The sequence below is a fragment of the Nocardioides sp. WG-D5 genome, from assembly GCF_054031175.1.
Window position 1 is genome coordinate 3699533 of sequence record NZ_CM132928.1, and the last position, 15311, is coordinate 3714843.

Consider the following 15311-nt stretch of genomic DNA (forward strand, 5'->3'; position numbering starts at 1 on the left):
CAGGGGCTCTTCGTCCGCTCGGTGTGCCACTGGATGGCCGCCGCGATGCAGGCCGCCTCACCGCCCTCGGGGACAATGGGAGGCGATATGGCGAACCTCCTCAACCTCGAGCACGTCTCCAAGGCCTACGGCATCCGGCCCCTCCTCGACGACGTCTCCCTCGGCATCAACGCCGGCGACCGGGTCGGCATCGTCGGCCGCAACGGTGACGGGAAGACGACGCTGCTGCAGGTGATGACCGGTCTGGAGGAGCCCGACTCCGGCCGGGTCTCGCGCCAGCGTGGCCTGCTCGTGGGGTTCCTGCACCAGGGTGACCAGCTCGTCGACTCCCACACCGTCCGCGAGGCGGTGCTCGGTGGCCGCTCGGACCACGAGTGGGCCGGGGTGCCCGCGCTGCGCGAGATCGTCGAGCAGCTGCTGGCCGGGATCGATCTCGACCGGGCGGTGATGGGACTGTCCGGTGGTGAGCGTCGTCGCTGTGCGCTGGCCGAGCTGCTGCTCGGGGAGCACGACCTGATCGTGCTCGACGAGCCCACCAACCACCTCGACGTCGAGGCGGTGGCCTGGCTCGCCTCCCACCTGGCCGCGCGCACCTCCGCGCTCGTCGTGGTCACCCACGACCGCTGGTTCCTCGACGCCGTGTGCCAGTTCACCTGGGAGGTCCACGACGGCCAGGTCGACGCCTACGAGGGTGGCTATGCCGCTTTCGTGCTTGCGAAGGCCGAGAGGCAGCGCCAGGCGGCGGCCTCTGAGGTACGCCGCCAGAACCTGGTCCGCAAGGAGCTGGCCTGGCTGCGCCGCGGTGCCCCGGCACGTACGTCCAAGCCGAAGTTCCGCATTGACGCCGCCAACCAGCTCATCGAGGACGTACCTCCGCCGCGCGACCGCTTCGAGCTGCAGAAGTTCGCCACCCAGCGGCTCGGCAAGGACGTCATCGACGTCGAGGACGTCGACCTCTACCGCGGTGAGCGGCAGCTGCTGTCGCACGCCACCTGGCGGATCGGTCCGGGCGACCGGATCGGCATCGTCGGCGTCAACGGCGCCGGCAAGACCTCGATGCTGTCCCTGCTGGACGGGTCCCTGGCGCCTGCGGCGGGGAAGGTACGCCACGGCCGCACCATCGCGCTCCAGCACCTGACCCAGCAGCTCGACGACCTCGACCCCGAGGCCCGGGTGCTGCCGACGGTGGAGTCGATCAGGCGGGTGACCAAGACGACCGACGGCCAGGAGCTCTCGGCGACCTCGATGCTCGAGCGCTTCGGCTTCACCGGCGACAAGCTGGTCACCCGCATCGGCGACCTCTCCGGTGGTGAGCGCCGCCGCTTCCAGCTGCTGCGTCTGCTCCTGACCGAGCCGAACGTCCTGCTGCTCGACGAGCCGACCAACGACCTCGACATCGAGACGCTCAACGTGCTCGAGGACTTCCTCGACGCCTGGCCCGGCACCCTGATCGTGGTCTCCCACGACCGCTACTTCCTCGAGCGCGTCACCGACTCCATCTGGGCGCTCCTCGGCGACGGCCAGATCTCGATGCTGCCGCGCGGCGTCGACGAGTATCTCGAGCGCCGCCTCCCGATCCCTGCCGAGGCGTCGGCCCCGCAGGCCGAGGCGTCGCTCGCGTCGGCCGAGACGTCATCGGCGGGCGCGGCGAAGGCGAAGCCCGGCTCGGCCGAGGAGCGAGCCGCGAAGAAGGTCATCGCTCGGATCGACAAGCAGCTCGAGCGGATCGGCGAGCAGCAGCAGAAGCTCGAGCTCGCGATGGCCGAGGCCGTCAACGACTACACCCGCCTCGCCGAGCTCAGCGCCGAGCTGGACCAGCTCGCCGCCGAGAAGGACGACCTCGAGCTGGAGTGGCTCGAGGCGGCCGAGGTGCTTGAGTAGCCCCTTCGGGGAGTGCTGGTCGGCGGCTCGCGGCCTTGGTCAGGACGAGAAGGGGACCAGCAGCCGGCGCAGCAGATCGGTGAGCTGGCTCTGCTGGTCGGCGGAGAGGCCGTCGAGGAACTCCCGCTCGGCCGCGAGCAGGGCTTCGAAGGCGCTGTCGACGGTCGCCTTGCCGTCGGGGGTGAGGCGCACGAGCACGCCGCGGCGGTCCGCCGGGTCCGGCAGCCGCTCGACCAGGCCGCGCGAGGCGAGCCGGTCGACGCGGTTGGTCATGGTGCCGCTGGTCACCAGGGTCTCGCGCAGCAGCCGGCCGGGGGAGAGCTCGTAGGGGTCGCCTGCACGCCGCAGCGCGGCGAGCACGTCGAACTCCCAGGACTCGATCCCGGACCCGGAGAACGCGTCACGTCGAGCCAGGTCGAGGTGGCGCGAGAGGCGGGAGAGACGCGAGAAGATCTCCACAGGCCCCAGGTCGAGATCGGGCCGCTCGTGTGCCCAAGCCTCGCTCAGGTCGTCGACTTCGTCGCGCATGGCGTCGAGCGTAGCCCAAGTTCGCCTCATCGAGAATCTTGACATCGAGACAAGTCGGGAGGACGATCGGAATATCTTGACATCAAGAGAAATCGAGAGGACGTACGCCATGACCGCATGGGACCCCGAGCGCTATCTGACCTACTCCGATGAGCGAGGCCGGCCCTTCGGTGACCTGCTCCGCCGGGTCGCCGCGGACCAGCCGAAGTCGGTGGTCGACCTGGGCTGCGGTCCTGGCAACCTGACCGCCCTGGCGGCGGGACGCTGGCCGGGAGCGAGGGTCGTCGGCCTCGACTCCAGCTCTGCGATGATCGACAAGGCCCGCTCGACCGTCGACGGTGTCGACTTCGCGGTGGCGGACCTTCGCGACTGGGCCGACTCGGCGGCGCCGGGGTCTGTCGACGTACTCCTCTCCAACGCGACTCTGCAGTGGGTTCCCGGCCACCTGGAGCTGTTGCCGGCGCTCGCCCGTGCCGTGAGCGACGACGGCTGGTTCGCCTTCCAGGTCCCGGGCAACTTCGACGAGCCCAGTCACCGGCTCCGCGAGGAGCTGGCGGCGGAGGAGCCGTACGCCGAGCACGCCGGCCACCTCGAGGCGCCCGGGTCGCACGATCCGGCCGACTACTACGACGTGCTCGTGAACGAGGGCTTCGCGGTCGATGCCTGGGAGACGACCTACCTGCACGTGCTGACCGGTGAGGATCCGGTCTTCACCTGGATCGCCGGAACGAGCCTGCGGCCCACCGCGGCCGCGCTGGAGAAGGCCGGGCTCTTCGAGCCGTTCGCCGAGGAGCTCAAGAACCGTCTGGTACAGGCATATCCCGTACGAAATGATTCCGTAGGAAACAGTTTCGTCCTGCTCCCGTTCCGCCGCGTCTTCGTGGTCGCCCGCAGGCTGGCGGCATGATGCGCATCCACCACGTACAGGTCGGCATGCCCGCCGGCCGCGAGGACGAGGCCAGGACGTTCTACGCCGACGGGCTCGGGCTGACCGAGGTGCCGAAGCCGGCCGAGCTGGCGAAGCGAGGGGGCGCCTGGTTCCGATCGCCGGGCGGCGCCGAGATCCATCTCGGGGTCGAGGATCCGCACCGGCCGCCGGTGAAGGCTCATCCCGCCCTGGCCGTCGAGACCGAGGCAGAGCTGGAGGCGCTGGGGGCGAAGCTCGCGCAGCTGGGCTTCGACGTCGACTGGAGCCAGCGCCACAACGCCGACGGGTTCCAGCGCTTCCATGTCCGTGATCCCTTCGGCAACCGCGTCGAGATCGTGTGGCCGACCGCCGTTTAGCACGAACTTCTGGTCCATGTAGGCGAAAACTGGAATCAAGCAAAAAGAACCGTAACGCCAACTGGTCTGGACCGTTGTCCCCCGGGGGATACAACAACGATGCCAGGAACGATGCCAGAAACGATGGAAGGCAAGACTTTGACTGACGACGTGACCGTCCCCCAACCTCGGGACGCGGAGACGACGAGCGTGGTCAATCGAGTCCGCCGGGCTCAGGGCCAGCTCGGTGGCGTGCTCCGCATGATCGAAGACGGCCGCGAGCTCGCCGATGTGGTCGGCCAGCTCAAAGCAGTGACCCGCGCCCTCGACAAGGCAGCCTTCGCGCTGCTCTCCAACGAGCTGCGCCGTGCGCACGCCGACGGAGACCGCCCGGAGCAGATCGAGGAGCTCGAGAAGGTCTTCCTCTCCCTCTCCTGATCTCGGGCCAGGAGAGGGGAGGGGGTTACCCTCGGGTAACCTGACCGGCATGAGCCAGCTCTACGACCTCTGGAAGTCCTTCAACCGCGTGCCGGTTGTGGGCAAGCGAGCATTCTCGGTTGCATTCGCGAAGAAGGCGCCGTACTTCGGGTCCATCCACCCGCTGGTCAACCAGCTGCGGCCCAACTACGCCGAGGTCATCGTGCCCAACCGCAAGGGCAACCACAACCACATCGGGACCGTTCACGCCATCGCGCTGTGCAACGGTCTCGAGATGGCGATGGGTGCCCTTGCGGAGGTCACCATCCCGCGCGACAAGCGCTGGATCCCCAAGGGGATGACCGTCTCCTACACCGCGAAGGCGACCTCCGACATCACCTGCATCGCGGAGACCGACCAGGAGGACTGGGAGACCGCCGACGGCGACCTCGCCGTCCGGGTCAAGGGCATCCGGGAGGACGGCACTGTCGTCATCGAGGGCACCATCAACCTCTGGGTGACCCCGAAGAAGAAGTAGCAGCAGGTACGCAACGGCCCGCTGCCCCGAGGGGCAGCGGGCCGCTTTGTCTGTCCATGACCGCGTCAGGCGGCGCCACCCGGCATTCCGGCCGCCGTCGCGGTCTGCACGTCCGGGTCCTCCGCGGTGCCGACGGGGCCGGCGGTGTGAGCGACTCGCCGCGTACGGGCTTCGACGAAGTTGGCCACGAGACCGAGGATCGTGTTGATCGAGATGTAGATCAGCGCCACGACGATCGCCGCGGGGATCAGGTTGTCGTAGTTGCCCTCGATCTTGTTGATCTGGTTGAGCAGCTCGTCGTAGGCGAGGATGTAGCCGAGCGCGGTGTCCTTGAGGAGCACCACGAGCTGAGCGATGATCGCTGGCAGCATCGAGCGCACGGCCTGCGGCAGCAGGATCGTACGCATCACCTGGCCGGGCGAGAGCCCGATCGCGACACCGGCCTCCGACTGCCCCTTCGGCAGGGCGTTCACGCCGGCACGGATCACCTCGGCCAGCACCGAGCCGTTGTAGAGCATGAGACCGAGGACGACCGCCCAGAAGACGCTGGTCTCGAGGCCGAGCATGCCGCTCTGGGCGAAGTAGATGAACATCATCAGCAGCAGCATCGGGATCGCCCGGAAGAACTCCACGACCACGGCACTGGGGACGCTGATGAGCCGGCTCTGCGAGAGGCGGCCGACTGCGAAGACGAACCCGAACGCGAGCGCGAGCACCGCACCGGCCGCGAAGGCGCTCAGCGTGCCCAGGAGACCGGGGATGAGGAAGTTCTCCCAGACCGGCGCCTCGAGGAATGGCTTCCACTTGTCGGCAGCCCACTGGCCGGTCTCGTCGAACTTGGAGTAGACGATCCAGGCCACCCAGGCCAGGACCACGAGGGCGAAGGCCGAGTAGACCCAGTTGAGCGCCTTGCCGCGCGGGCCGGGGGCGTCGTACAGAACTGAGGCGCTCATTATCGGATCACCGCGAATCGCTTGGCGGCCCAGCCGGCGACGAAGCCGATGGGCAGGGTCAGGATCATGAAGCCGACCGCGAAGATGATGAAGATCAGCAGGATCTGGTCGGAGTTGCGCTCCATCAGCGACTTCATCTGCCCCGAGGCCTCGTTGACCATGGTGGCGGTGGTGACGCCGATGGTGACGGCGACCGTCGTGTTCTTGGTCATCGCGATCAGGACGCTGGCGAGGGGGTTGATCACCGACCGCAGCGCCTGGGGCAGCACGATCAGACGAAGGTTTTGGGTGAAGGTCAGCCCGATCGCACGGGCCGCCTCGGCCTGTCCGAGCGGCACCGTGTTGATGCCCGAACGGAGCACCTCACACACGAACGTCGAGGTGTAGACGCTGAGCGCCAGGACTGCCAGCCAGAAGTTGTTCCGGTAGAGCAGTTCCTTGTCGAAGCTGACGCCGAGCTGGTAGCTCAGTCCGAAGAGCGTGAAGAACATGACCAGGGTCAGCGGAGTGTTGCGGAACGTGTAGACGACGGCCGAGCCGATCCAGCGCAGCACGGGAACCGGTGAGACCCGGAACGTCGCGAGCACCACGCCGAGCAGCAGCGAGAAGATGCCGCTGAAGATGGCGAGTCTCAAGGTCAGCCCGAACGAGGTCAGGATGACTGACCCGCTCTCGGAGATGAGGTCCATTGGTCCTTCCAAATTTCTTGCGCTGGACGTGCCGACGGGGCAGGGGAGCGGACTCCCCTGCCCCGTGGGTCACTCAGTAGCGGTCGACCGCCGGCGGCTCCGGCAGCTCGTAGCCGGACTCACCGAGGTTGTCGTTGAACGCCTTCTCCCAGGCGCCGTCCTCGAAGGACTGCTCGATCAGGTCGTTGATCTTGTCGCGGTCCTTGCTGCCCTTGGGCAGACCGACGCCGTAGTTCTCCTCTGAGAACGGGGCGCCGACGATCTTGAACTTGCCCGGGTCCTGCTGGGCGTAGCCCGCGAGGATGATGTCGTCGGTGGTCATCGCGTCGAGCTGGCCGCCCTCGATCGCGGTGACGCACTTGCTGTAGGTGTCGAACTCCTGCAGCTGGACGCCCTTGGCGTACTCGTCCTTGACCTTCTGGGCCGAGGTCGAGCCGGTCACCGAGCAGAGCTTCTTGCCGTCGAGCGTGTCGGGGCCGGTGATGTCGGTGTTGTCGGCGGCGACCAGGAGGTCCTGACCGGCGATGTAGTACGGACCGGCGAAGTCGACCTCGGCCTTGCGCTCGTCGGTGATCGAGTAGGTCGCCAGGATCATGTCGACGGTGCCGTCCTTGAGGAAGGTCTCGCGGTTGGCGGAGACGGCCTCGACGAACTCGATCTGGTCGCCCTCGTAGCCGAGGCCCTCGGCGATGTAGGTCGCCATGTCGACGTCGAAGCCCGAGTAGGAGCCGTCGGCCTCCTTGAAGCCGAGACCCGGCTGGTCGAACTTGATGCCGATCTTGATCTTGTCGCCGCCGGCGTCGGAGCCGGTGTCGTCGCTGCCGCCACAGGCAGCGAGCGAGCCGGCGAGCGCAAGGGCGCCCACGACCGCGGCGATCTTCTTGAACTTCATCGAATCCACCTTCTGGGATATGAGTGTTGGTGCATTGCAGGGTTCGCGAGCTCAGCGGCTCACCCGAGACGTACGTTCAGTGTTTGAGGATCTTGCCGAGGAAGTCCTTGGCGCGCTCGGACTGCGGGTTGTCGAAGAACTCGGCAGGGGTGTTGGACTCGACGATCTGGCCGTCGGCCATGAAGACGACGCGGTCGGCGGCGACCCGGGCGAAGCCCATCTCGTGGGTGACCACGATCATCGTCATGCCCTCCTTGGCGAGGCTGACCATGACGTCGAGCACCTCCTTGACCATCTCCGGGTCGAGGGCGGAGGTCGGCTCGTCGAAGAGCATCACCTGCGGCTTCATCGCCAGCGCCCGGGCGATCGCGACGCGCTGCTGCTGGCCGCCGGAGAGCTGCGCCGGATACTTCGCGGCCTGGGCGCCGACGCCCACGCGGTCGAGCAGCTTCTTCGCCTCGGCCTCGGCGTCGGCCTTCTTGAGCTTGCGCACCTTCATCGGGCCGAGCGTGACGTTCTGCAGGATCGTCTTGTGGGCGAAGAGGTTGAAGCTCTGGAAGACCATCCCGACCTCGGCGCGCAGCTTGGCCAGGCCCTTGCCCTCCGCGGGGAGCTCCTTGCCGTCGAGCGTGATCGTGCCCGAGTCGATCGTCTCCAGCCGGTTGATCGTGCGGCAGAGGGTCGACTTCCCGGAGCCCGAGGGCCCGATCACCACGACGACCTCGCCACGCTTGATCTCCAGGTTGATGTCCTGGAGCACGTGCAGGTCGCCGTAGTGCTTGTCGACATGGTCGAGCACCACCAGGGCGTCTCCCGAAGGTGCGCTGGTGGGATCTGTGTCAAGCACGGTCATGCCGCAGACCTAACCACATCCTGCATTGCACATCCATGACTTGGTCCCCGGTATCGGTTACAAGCAGATAACCAACAAGATTCAGTACGCCGGACCGCCACCGCCATCCGCGCTGGATTCCTCCGCGCGGCCCCTGCGGTCGTACGCTTGAGGGCGCTATGACTACGTCGATCGCCTCTGGCTCCGCAACGGCCCGTACGTACGAAGTCCGCACCTACGGCTGCCAGATGAACGTCCACGACTCCGAGCGCCTCTCCGGGCTGCTCGAGGATGCGGGCTACCTCAAGGCGACCGAGGGCACGCAGGCCGACGTGGTCGTCTTCAACACCTGCGCGGTCCGGGAGAACGCCGACAACAAGCTCTACGGCAACCTCTCCCACCTGGCCCCGATCAAGGAGGCCAACCCCGACCTCCAGATCGCCGTCGGCGGCTGCCTCGCGCAGAAGGACCGGGCGACGATCACCGAGAAGGCGCCGTACGTCGACGTGGTGTTCGGCACGCACAACATCGGGTCGCTCCCGGTCCTGCTCGAGCGGGCCCGGGTGCAGGAGGAGGCCCAGGTCGAGATCCTGGAGTCCCTCGAGGTCTTCCCGTCCACGCTGCCCACCAAGCGCGAGTCGGCCTACGCCGCCTGGGTGTCGGTCAGCGTCGGCTGCAACAACACCTGCACGTTCTGCATCGTCCCGAGCCTGCGCGGCAAGGAGAAGGACCGGCGACCGGGCGAGATCCTCGCCGAGATCGAGGCGCTGGTCGCCGAGGGCGTCACCGAGGTGACCCTGCTGGGCCAGAACGTCAACGCCTACGGCGTCGAGTTCGGCGACCGGCAGGCGTTCTCCAAGCTGCTGCGTGCGTGCGGCGAGATCGAGGGGCTGGAACGCGTTCGGTTCACCAGCCCGCACCCCGCGGAGTTCACCGACGACGTCATCGAGGCGATGGCCGAGACCCCCAACGTGATGCCGTCGCTGCACATGCCGCTGCAGTCCGGCTCCGACCGCGTGCTGAAGGCGATGCGCCGCTCCTACCGGTCGACCAAGTTCCTCGGCATCATCGAGCGGGTCCGGGAGGCGATCCCGCACGCGGCGATCACCACCGACATCATCGTCGGCTTCCCGGGGGAGACCGAGGAGGACTTCCAGGCCACCCTCGACGTGGTGCGCGAGTCGCGGTTCGCCTCCGCTTTCACGTTCCAGTACTCCAAGCGTCCCGGCACCCCTGCCGCCGATCTCCCCGACCAGATCTCGCCCGAGGTCGTCAAGGACCGCTACGGCCGCCTCGTCGACCTCGTCAACGAGATCGCCTACGAGGAGAACAAGAAGAACGTCGGACGTACGCTCGAGCTGATGGTCGCCGAGGGCGAGGGCCGCAAGGACGCCGAGACCCACCGCCTCTCCGGTCGTGCTCCCGACAACCGGCTCGTCCACTTCAATGCGGCCGGTGCCGAGGGCGTACGTCCCGGCGACATGGTGAAGGTCGAGATCACCTACGCCGCTCCGCACCACCTGGTGGCCGACAACCCGGTGCTCGAGGTGCGGCGCACCCGTTCCGGCGACGCCTGGGAGCTGCGCCAGGGCCGGACCGAGCCTGAGACGCCTTCGGTGGGACTCGGCATGCCGTCGGTCGGCGTACCTGCTCCGCTGCCCGCTGCACCCGCCTGCGGCTGATCGTGCGGCGTCACGTTACTCGAACAGCAAATTCTCCGTAACGCCGTTCCCCCGAGGGTATTTCTGTCCTAGCCTGAGGCAACTTGTCTCAGGAAGGGATACCCCCATGTCGATTCCCAAGCTGGCCGGCAGAGCAGCGGCGATGGGCGCGCTCGGAGTGCTCGTGGCATCAGGCCTGGCGGCCGCGGCGCCCGCGTCCGCGATGCAGGCGGCAGGAGAAGGTGGTGCCTGCTTCGACCCGCACGAGGTCGGCGCGGCCCGGGTCGCCGAGGGCGCCAAGCAGGTCCGCGACACGAACCACCTGACCGCGAAGCAGGCCGACGCCAAGGAGAAGGCGCTCAGCGACGCGCTGGCGGCGAAGGGCAAGAAGGGCGGCAGCGCCACCCTCGGCCCGACGACCATCCCGACCTACATCCACGTCATCCAGGAGGACGCCACCACCGGCGTCGTCCCGCAGGCGAACATCGACGCGCAGATAGACGTCCTCAACGCGGCCTACGCTGGCACGCCGTTCTCCTTCGAGGTGGCTGGCCAGGAGACCACGATCAACCCGGCCTGGTACCCGATCATCTCCGGCTCGGCCGGCGAGCGGGAGATGAAGTCGACCCTGCGTCAGGGTGGCGACAATGCGCTCAACGTCTACATCGGCGAGATCGACGACGGCCTGCTCGGCTGGGCGACCTTCCCGACCAAGAACATCGGGTCGCAGGACGGCGTGGTCATCCTCGGCGAGTCGCTGCCGGGTGGCTCGGCGGCGCCGTACGACGAGGGTGACACCGCGACCCACGAGGTCGGCCACTGGCTGCACCTCTACCACACCTTCCAGGGTGGCTGTCACGGCAAGGGCGACCAGGTCGCCGACACCCCGGCCGAGGCGGCGCCCGCCTTCGGCTGCCCGGAGGGTTCCGACACCTGCACGGCCCCGGGCCTCGACCCGATCCACAACTTCATGGACTACACCGAGGACGCGTGCATGGACGAGTTCACGCCGGGACAGGTGCAGCGCATGATCGACGGGTGGGTGGCGTACCGCGCCTGATCGCTGCTTGACGATCTCCCTGTAGAAGCGCCGAGCGCCGGGTCCCTCGCGGGCCCGGCGCTCGATCCTTGTGCGATCAGCAGAGCTGGATCAGAACTGCGACTGCTCCTGCTCGCCGCCGAAGCCACCTTCGCTGGAGCCCTCGCTGGAGCCCTCGTCGGAGCCGTAGGAGGAGCCCTCGGACTGCTCCTGGCCGCCACCGAAGCCGCCGTCGCTGGACTGCTCGCCGTACGAACCGCCCTCGCTCTGGCCACCCTCGGAGCCGTAGGAGGAGCCCTCGGACTGCTCCTGGCCGCCGTAGCCACCCTCGCTCGAGCCCTCGGACTGCTCGCCGCCGCCGTAGGCGCTGCCCTCGTCGGACTGCTCGCCGTAGGAGCCGCCTTCGCTCTGGCCACCCTCGGAGCCGTAGCTCGAACCCTCGGACTGCTCGCCGCCGCTGAAGCCGCCCTCGCTGGACTGCTCGCCGTAGGAGCCGCCCTCGCTCTGGCCGCCCTCCTGGCCGCCGAAGCCGCCCTCGCTGGACTGCTCGCCGTAGGAGGAGCCCTCGTTGGACTCCTGGCCGCCGAAGCCGCCCTCCTGGCCGTAGTTCTGCTGCTCGTCGCTGTTGCCGTAGTTCTCAGACATATTGGTCCACACTTCCGAGTAGTTGTGTTCGGACCGGCTTCGGAACATGCATCGCACGTCCGCCCCCCGGCTGCCCCATTCGGTGAGACACGCGAATGAGACGCTCTCGACCGTTCCATGTGACGGCACCAATGGCAACAGCTCCGTAACAGTGTTTCGGAAAAAGCCACGCAAAATGTCGACGGGGTGTAATGCCCACGAAACGCGAGGCGGGGAGCAACCCGGTATGGATTGCTCCCCGCCTCGATGCGTGGGTGGGCTCAGTTGCCGTCCAGCTTCTCCGCCTCGTTCTTCGCGGTCTCGACGCCCTGGTCGATCTGGTCGCTGAACTTGCCACCGGTCTTCTCGTCGGCGAACTCGCCGGCCTTGTCCAGGCCCTCGCCGACCTTGTCGGCACCGACCTTGTCGACGCCCTGCCCGATGAGATCCTTCGCCTTGTCCAAGAAGCTCATTGCTTCCCCCCTCTTGTTCGGTGGCTCCCCGTATGAGCCAACTAGCCGCCAGACTAACCACATGGAGTACGACAGCAACAGGGGGACACGCGACGCGGATAGCTCGTACGAGCTACCCGGGTTGGGATCTTCTCCTCGGTCCAGCACCCCGATCGTGGCCGTCGTGGGTGCCACCGCGGCGGGCAAGACGTCACTCTCCCTGGACCTCGCCGAGACCCTCGGCGGCGAGATCATCAACACCGACGCGATGCAGGTCTACCGCGGCATGGACATCGGGACCGCGAAGCTCCCGGTCGCCGAGCGGCGCGGGATCCCGCACCATCTGCTGGATCTCCTCGACATCGCCGAGCCGGCCTCCGTGGCCGACTTCCAACGGCTGGCGCGCGAGCGGATCGCGACGCTCCGCGAGGCCGGGAAGACGCCCGTGCTGGTCGGCGGAAGCGCCCTCTACACCCGAGCCATCCTGGACCGGTTCGAGTTCCCCGGGACCTCGACCGAGGTGCGGGAGCGCCTGGAGAAGGAGCTAGAAACCGCAGGTGAGAAGGCACTTCACGACCGGCTGCGAACCCTGGACCCGGTGGCGGCCGAGCGGATCGAGGTCGACAACGGTCGCCGCGTCGTACGCGCCCTCGAGGTCATCGAGCTGACCGGTGAGCCGTTCAGCGCCCGTCTGCCCGAGCAGGTCTACGAGGACCCGGCCTCCATCCAGATCGGCGTCGACATCTCCCGCGAAGCCCTGGACGTACGCATCCGGCAACGCGTCGCGGAGATGTTCGAGGCCGGGTTCGTCGACGAGGTCGCCCGGCTCCTGGAGGCCGGTCTGGGAGGGTCGCGGACCGCGGCGAAGGCCATCGGCTACAACGAGGTCGCCGCGTACCTCGCCCAGGAGCTGAGCCTGGAGGAGGCCATGGAGCGGACCGCCATCAGGACCCGGCAGTTCGCACGGCGTCAGGACGCCTGGTTCCGCAAGGATCCGCGGGTCGTGTGGGTCTCGTACGACGATCCGTCCCGTCTCGAGAAGGCCGTCGCGGCCGTGCGGGCGGTGATGATGTGAGCGAGCAGGTGCGCGACCGTCTTCGGGAGCTGCTGGACGCGGTGCTCGACGGCGCCGACGACGGGGAGCCCCGCACGCTGGCACAGATGGCGGGGGACGCCTACACCTCGCCCTACCACTTCAACCGGCTCCTCTCCCGGGGCGCCGGGGAGCCGCCGGTGGCGATGCGGCGGCGGGTGATGCTGGAGCGGGCCGCGTGGCAACTGCAGCACGGCGGCACCGTGACCGACGCCGCCTGGGCCGCCGGCTACGAGTCGGTCGAGGGCTTCTCACGGGCCTACGCGAAGGCGTTCGGGCACCCGCCGAGCACGGCCGCCGTCAGCCACTGGCTGCCCGCGCCGAACGGGATCCATTTCCACCCGCCCGAGTCGCTGTGGGTCGACTCCCAGGAGCGGGTGCTCGCGCCGCTGACCGAGCAGCTGGTGATGCATGACGTCGACGACACCCGGGCGCTGCTCGATCTGGCCAAGGGCCTGCCCGAGGAGGTGCTCGTCGGGGTGCGGCTGCCGGGCCACGAGGTGCTGCCGTGGGACGGACCGGAGGAGTCCCTCCTCCAGGTCCTGGAGGCGACGGTGTGGGCCAAGGAGTGCTGGGTGGCCTCCATCGAGGGGCTCTCGATGCCCGTCCGGCGCCATTCCGACGACGTCGCCGCGCTGATCGAGCGTCACGAGTCCGTGGCGGCACGCTGGCTCGCGGTCGTCCGCGACATCGAGCGGCGCGGGGCCTGGGAGGACCGGCTCGTGGACGCCCTGTGCGAGCCGCCGGAGAGCTTCCAGATGGGGTCCGTCGTCGCCCACGTCCTGACGTACGCAGCACATCGGCGTCTGCTGGCCCGGATGATGCTCCGGATGGCCGGTGTCGAGGTCGACCGGGGTGACCCGATCGACTGGCTGCGGGCTCGCCGCGGCGAGGTGCCGCCTCGTACCCTGGGGCAGTGACCCCTACCTGGACTGAGATCAGCACGCTCGAGGAGCTCGTCGACGTGGTCGGCACGCCGCACGAGCGCGCGGTGACCAAGGGGCGCCCGGCGCTCCTCGACATCGACCGGGAGTGGCTCGCCGCCACGCCGTTCTGCGTGCTCGCGACCTCCGACGCCGACGGCAACTGCGACGCCTCGCCCAAGGGGGACCCGGCCGGGTCGCTGGTGCACGTCATCGACGAGACGACGATCGCGATCGCGGAGCGACCGGGCAACAAGCGGGTCGACGGCTACCGCAACGTCCTCTCGAACCCGCACGTCGGGCTCAACTTCCTGATCCCGGGCCGGGGTGACACGCTGCGGATCAACGGCCGCGCCCGGCTGGTCTCGGACGCGCCGTTCTTCGACGAGATGGCCGTGAAGGGCAAGCGGCCGATCCTCGCCCTGGTCGTCGAGATCGACGACATCTTCTTCCACTGCGCCAAGGCGTTCCTGCGCTCGGGCCTGTGGGACCCGGAGACCTGGAACCCCGACCACCTCCCCAAGCGCGCGGTCATCGCCAAGCAGGTCGAGAACGACCCGCGCACGCTGGCGGAGATGGAGGACTACTACCGCACCGACGTCTACTCGAAGTACCTCTACTGATGACCTACGCATACCTGAAGGGCCACGGCACGGAGAACGACTTCGTGCTGCTGCCGGACCTCGACGGGTCGGTGCACGGCTCGCTCTCCGACGAGGAGATGGCCGCGCGGGTCCGGGCGCTGTGCGACCGCCGGGCCGGCATCGGCGGCGACGGGATCCTGCGGGTGATCCGCACCGCCGCCTACACCGGCTCGGACCGGCCGGCGAGCGACGCTGAGTGGTTCATGGACTACCGCAACGCCGACGGCACCCTGGCCGAGATGTGCGGCAACGGCACCCGCGTCTTCGCGGAATACCTGCGCTCGGCCGGGCTCGCCGGTGACGAGGTCACCTTCGCCACGCGCGCCGGCGACAAGACCCTGCGTGCGGAGGGTGACGTCTGGACCGCCGACCTGGGCTCGCCGAAGCTGCTCGGGTCGACCCAGGTCACCGTCGCCCACCACTTCTGGTCGGCCTGCAACGTCGACATGGGCAACCCGCACGCCGCCGCCGAGGTCGAGTCGATCGATCCCCACGGCCCCGTCGGTGACCTCTACGACTCCCCGGTCTTCGACGAGACCGTCTATCCGCACGGGGTCAACGTCGAGTTCTTCGTACGCGTCGCCGAGCGTCACCTCGCCATGCGGGTCTACGAGCGCGGCGCGGGCGAGACCCGCTCCTGCGGCACCGGAGCCTGCGCGGTGATGGTCGCGGCCGCCGAGGCCGACGGTCTCGCGATCGCGCGCGATGCCGATGTGACGTACCGGGTGGACGTGCCGGGCGGCACGCTCCATGTCACCTGGACGACCGCCGACCGCGTTCTGCTCACCGGACCGGCGATCCTGGTCGCTGAGGGTACGACGTCGCTCTGACCGCGAGACGGTTAACGGGTATTCACCACCGTGAGGGTGGTCACGTCTAGGG

Annotated in this window: 18 protein-coding genes; 11 read left to right on the forward strand and 7 right to left on the reverse strand. The window is 68.3% G+C overall.

The window, feature by feature from the left end; translation table 11 throughout:
* The first annotated feature begins 87 nt into the window (after positions 1–87).
* Positions 88–1881: an ABC-F family ATP-binding cassette domain-containing protein gene (locus tag ACWZJV_RS18005; RefSeq protein ID WP_457177600.1), complete on the forward strand. Its 1794-nt coding sequence runs from the start codon at positions 88–90 to the stop codon at positions 1879–1881.
* Positions 1882–1920: 39 nt separating this feature from the next.
* Here ACWZJV_RS18005 and ACWZJV_RS18010 read toward each other — a convergent pair whose 3' ends face one another.
* A complete protein-coding gene (locus ACWZJV_RS18010; protein WP_008362597.1) occupies positions 1921–2409 on the reverse strand; it encodes a MarR family winged helix-turn-helix transcriptional regulator in 489 nt (162 codons plus the stop codon).
* A gap of 109 nt (positions 2410–2518) precedes the next feature.
* On the opposite strand from ACWZJV_RS18010, the gene ACWZJV_RS18015 reads away from it, so the two are divergent.
* From ACWZJV_RS18015 to ACWZJV_RS18030, 4 genes are all read left to right on the forward strand, one after another.
* The gene (locus ACWZJV_RS18015) at positions 2519–3316 is read left to right on the forward strand and encodes a methyltransferase domain-containing protein (protein WP_008362595.1); all 798 of its coding nucleotides are present in this window, start codon (positions 2519–2521) and stop codon (positions 3314–3316) included.
* Complete coding sequence (locus ACWZJV_RS18020) at positions 3313–3693, forward strand: VOC family protein (protein ID WP_008362593.1); 381 nt, start codon at positions 3313–3315, stop codon at positions 3691–3693. The genes ACWZJV_RS18015 and ACWZJV_RS18020 overlap by 4 nt, the downstream gene beginning before the upstream one ends.
* A gap of 150 nt (positions 3694–3843) precedes the next feature.
* Entirely contained in the window at positions 3844–4110 is a 267-nt protein-coding gene (locus tag ACWZJV_RS18025) for a metal-sensitive transcriptional regulator (protein ID WP_008362591.1), read from the forward strand.
* A 49-nt stretch (positions 4111–4159) separates the two neighbouring features.
* Positions 4160–4627 (forward strand): hotdog fold domain-containing protein, encoded by a 468-nt coding sequence (locus ACWZJV_RS18030; RefSeq protein ID WP_008362589.1) that lies wholly within the window; start codon positions 4160–4162, stop codon positions 4625–4627.
* Between the two features lie 65 nt (positions 4628–4692).
* Here ACWZJV_RS18030 and ACWZJV_RS18035 read toward each other — a convergent pair whose 3' ends face one another.
* The 4 genes from ACWZJV_RS18035 to ACWZJV_RS18050 form a co-directional block, all read right to left on the reverse strand.
* Entirely contained in the window at positions 4693–5580 is an 888-nt protein-coding gene (locus tag ACWZJV_RS18035) for an amino acid ABC transporter permease (RefSeq protein ID WP_457177603.1), read from the reverse strand.
* Positions 5580–6269: an amino acid ABC transporter permease gene (locus tag ACWZJV_RS18040; protein ID WP_008362586.1), complete on the reverse strand. Its 690-nt coding sequence runs from the start codon at positions 6267–6269 to the stop codon at positions 5580–5582. Before ACWZJV_RS18040 ends, ACWZJV_RS18035 begins: the two co-directional genes overlap by 1 nt.
* A gap of 73 nt (positions 6270–6342) precedes the next feature.
* Positions 6343–7161, reverse strand: coding sequence for a glutamate ABC transporter substrate-binding protein (locus tag ACWZJV_RS18045; protein ID WP_008362584.1), 819 nt, complete (start codon positions 7159–7161; stop codon positions 6343–6345).
* 76 nt (positions 7162–7237) lie between these two features.
* A complete protein-coding gene (locus ACWZJV_RS18050) occupies positions 7238–8014 on the reverse strand; it encodes an amino acid ABC transporter ATP-binding protein (protein WP_374221690.1) in 777 nt (258 codons plus the stop codon).
* Between the two features lie 158 nt (positions 8015–8172).
* Here ACWZJV_RS18050 and miaB point away from each other — a divergent pair, with 158 nt between their 5' ends.
* Positions 8173–9675 carry a tRNA (N6-isopentenyl adenosine(37)-C2)-methylthiotransferase MiaB gene (gene miaB, locus ACWZJV_RS18055; protein WP_008362580.1) on the forward strand — a complete coding sequence of 501 codons (1503 nt, stop codon included), beginning with the start codon at positions 8173–8175 and terminating at the stop codon, positions 9673–9675.
* 106 nt (positions 9676–9781) lie between these two features.
* A complete protein-coding gene (locus ACWZJV_RS18060) occupies positions 9782–10714 on the forward strand; it encodes a zinc metalloprotease (RefSeq protein ID WP_008362578.1) in 933 nt (310 codons plus the stop codon).
* Between the two features lie 90 nt (positions 10715–10804).
* On the opposite strand, the gene ACWZJV_RS18065 is transcribed toward ACWZJV_RS18060, so the two are convergent.
* Complete coding sequence (locus ACWZJV_RS18065) at positions 10805–11338, reverse strand: hypothetical protein (protein WP_050800975.1); 534 nt, start codon at positions 11336–11338, stop codon at positions 10805–10807.
* 260 nt (positions 11339–11598) lie between these two features.
* The gene (locus ACWZJV_RS18070) at positions 11599–11790 is read right to left on the reverse strand and encodes an antitoxin (protein ID WP_040756889.1); all 192 of its coding nucleotides are present in this window, start codon (positions 11788–11790) and stop codon (positions 11599–11601) included.
* Between the two features lie 121 nt (positions 11791–11911).
* On the opposite strand from ACWZJV_RS18070, the gene miaA reads away from it, so the two are divergent.
* From miaA to dapF, 4 genes are read left to right on the forward strand one after another with little or no spacing between them, the layout of a single operon-like run.
* The gene (gene miaA, locus ACWZJV_RS18075; protein WP_457177608.1) at positions 11912–12844 is read left to right on the forward strand and encodes a tRNA (adenosine(37)-N6)-dimethylallyltransferase MiaA; all 933 of its coding nucleotides are present in this window, start codon (positions 11912–11914) and stop codon (positions 12842–12844) included.
* Positions 12841–13782, forward strand: coding sequence for a helix-turn-helix transcriptional regulator (locus tag ACWZJV_RS18080; RefSeq protein WP_457177610.1), 942 nt, complete (start codon positions 12841–12843; stop codon positions 13780–13782). The genes miaA and ACWZJV_RS18080 overlap by 4 nt, the downstream gene beginning before the upstream one ends.
* The gene (locus tag ACWZJV_RS18085; protein WP_457177612.1) at positions 13779–14408 is read left to right on the forward strand and encodes a pyridoxamine 5'-phosphate oxidase family protein; all 630 of its coding nucleotides are present in this window, start codon (positions 13779–13781) and stop codon (positions 14406–14408) included. Before ACWZJV_RS18080 ends, ACWZJV_RS18085 begins: the two co-directional genes overlap by 4 nt.
* Entirely contained in the window at positions 14408–15259 is an 852-nt protein-coding gene (dapF, locus tag ACWZJV_RS18090; protein ID WP_457177614.1) for a diaminopimelate epimerase, read from the forward strand. Before ACWZJV_RS18085 ends, dapF begins: the two co-directional genes overlap by 1 nt.
* The last annotated feature ends 52 nt before the right edge of the window (positions 15260–15311 follow it).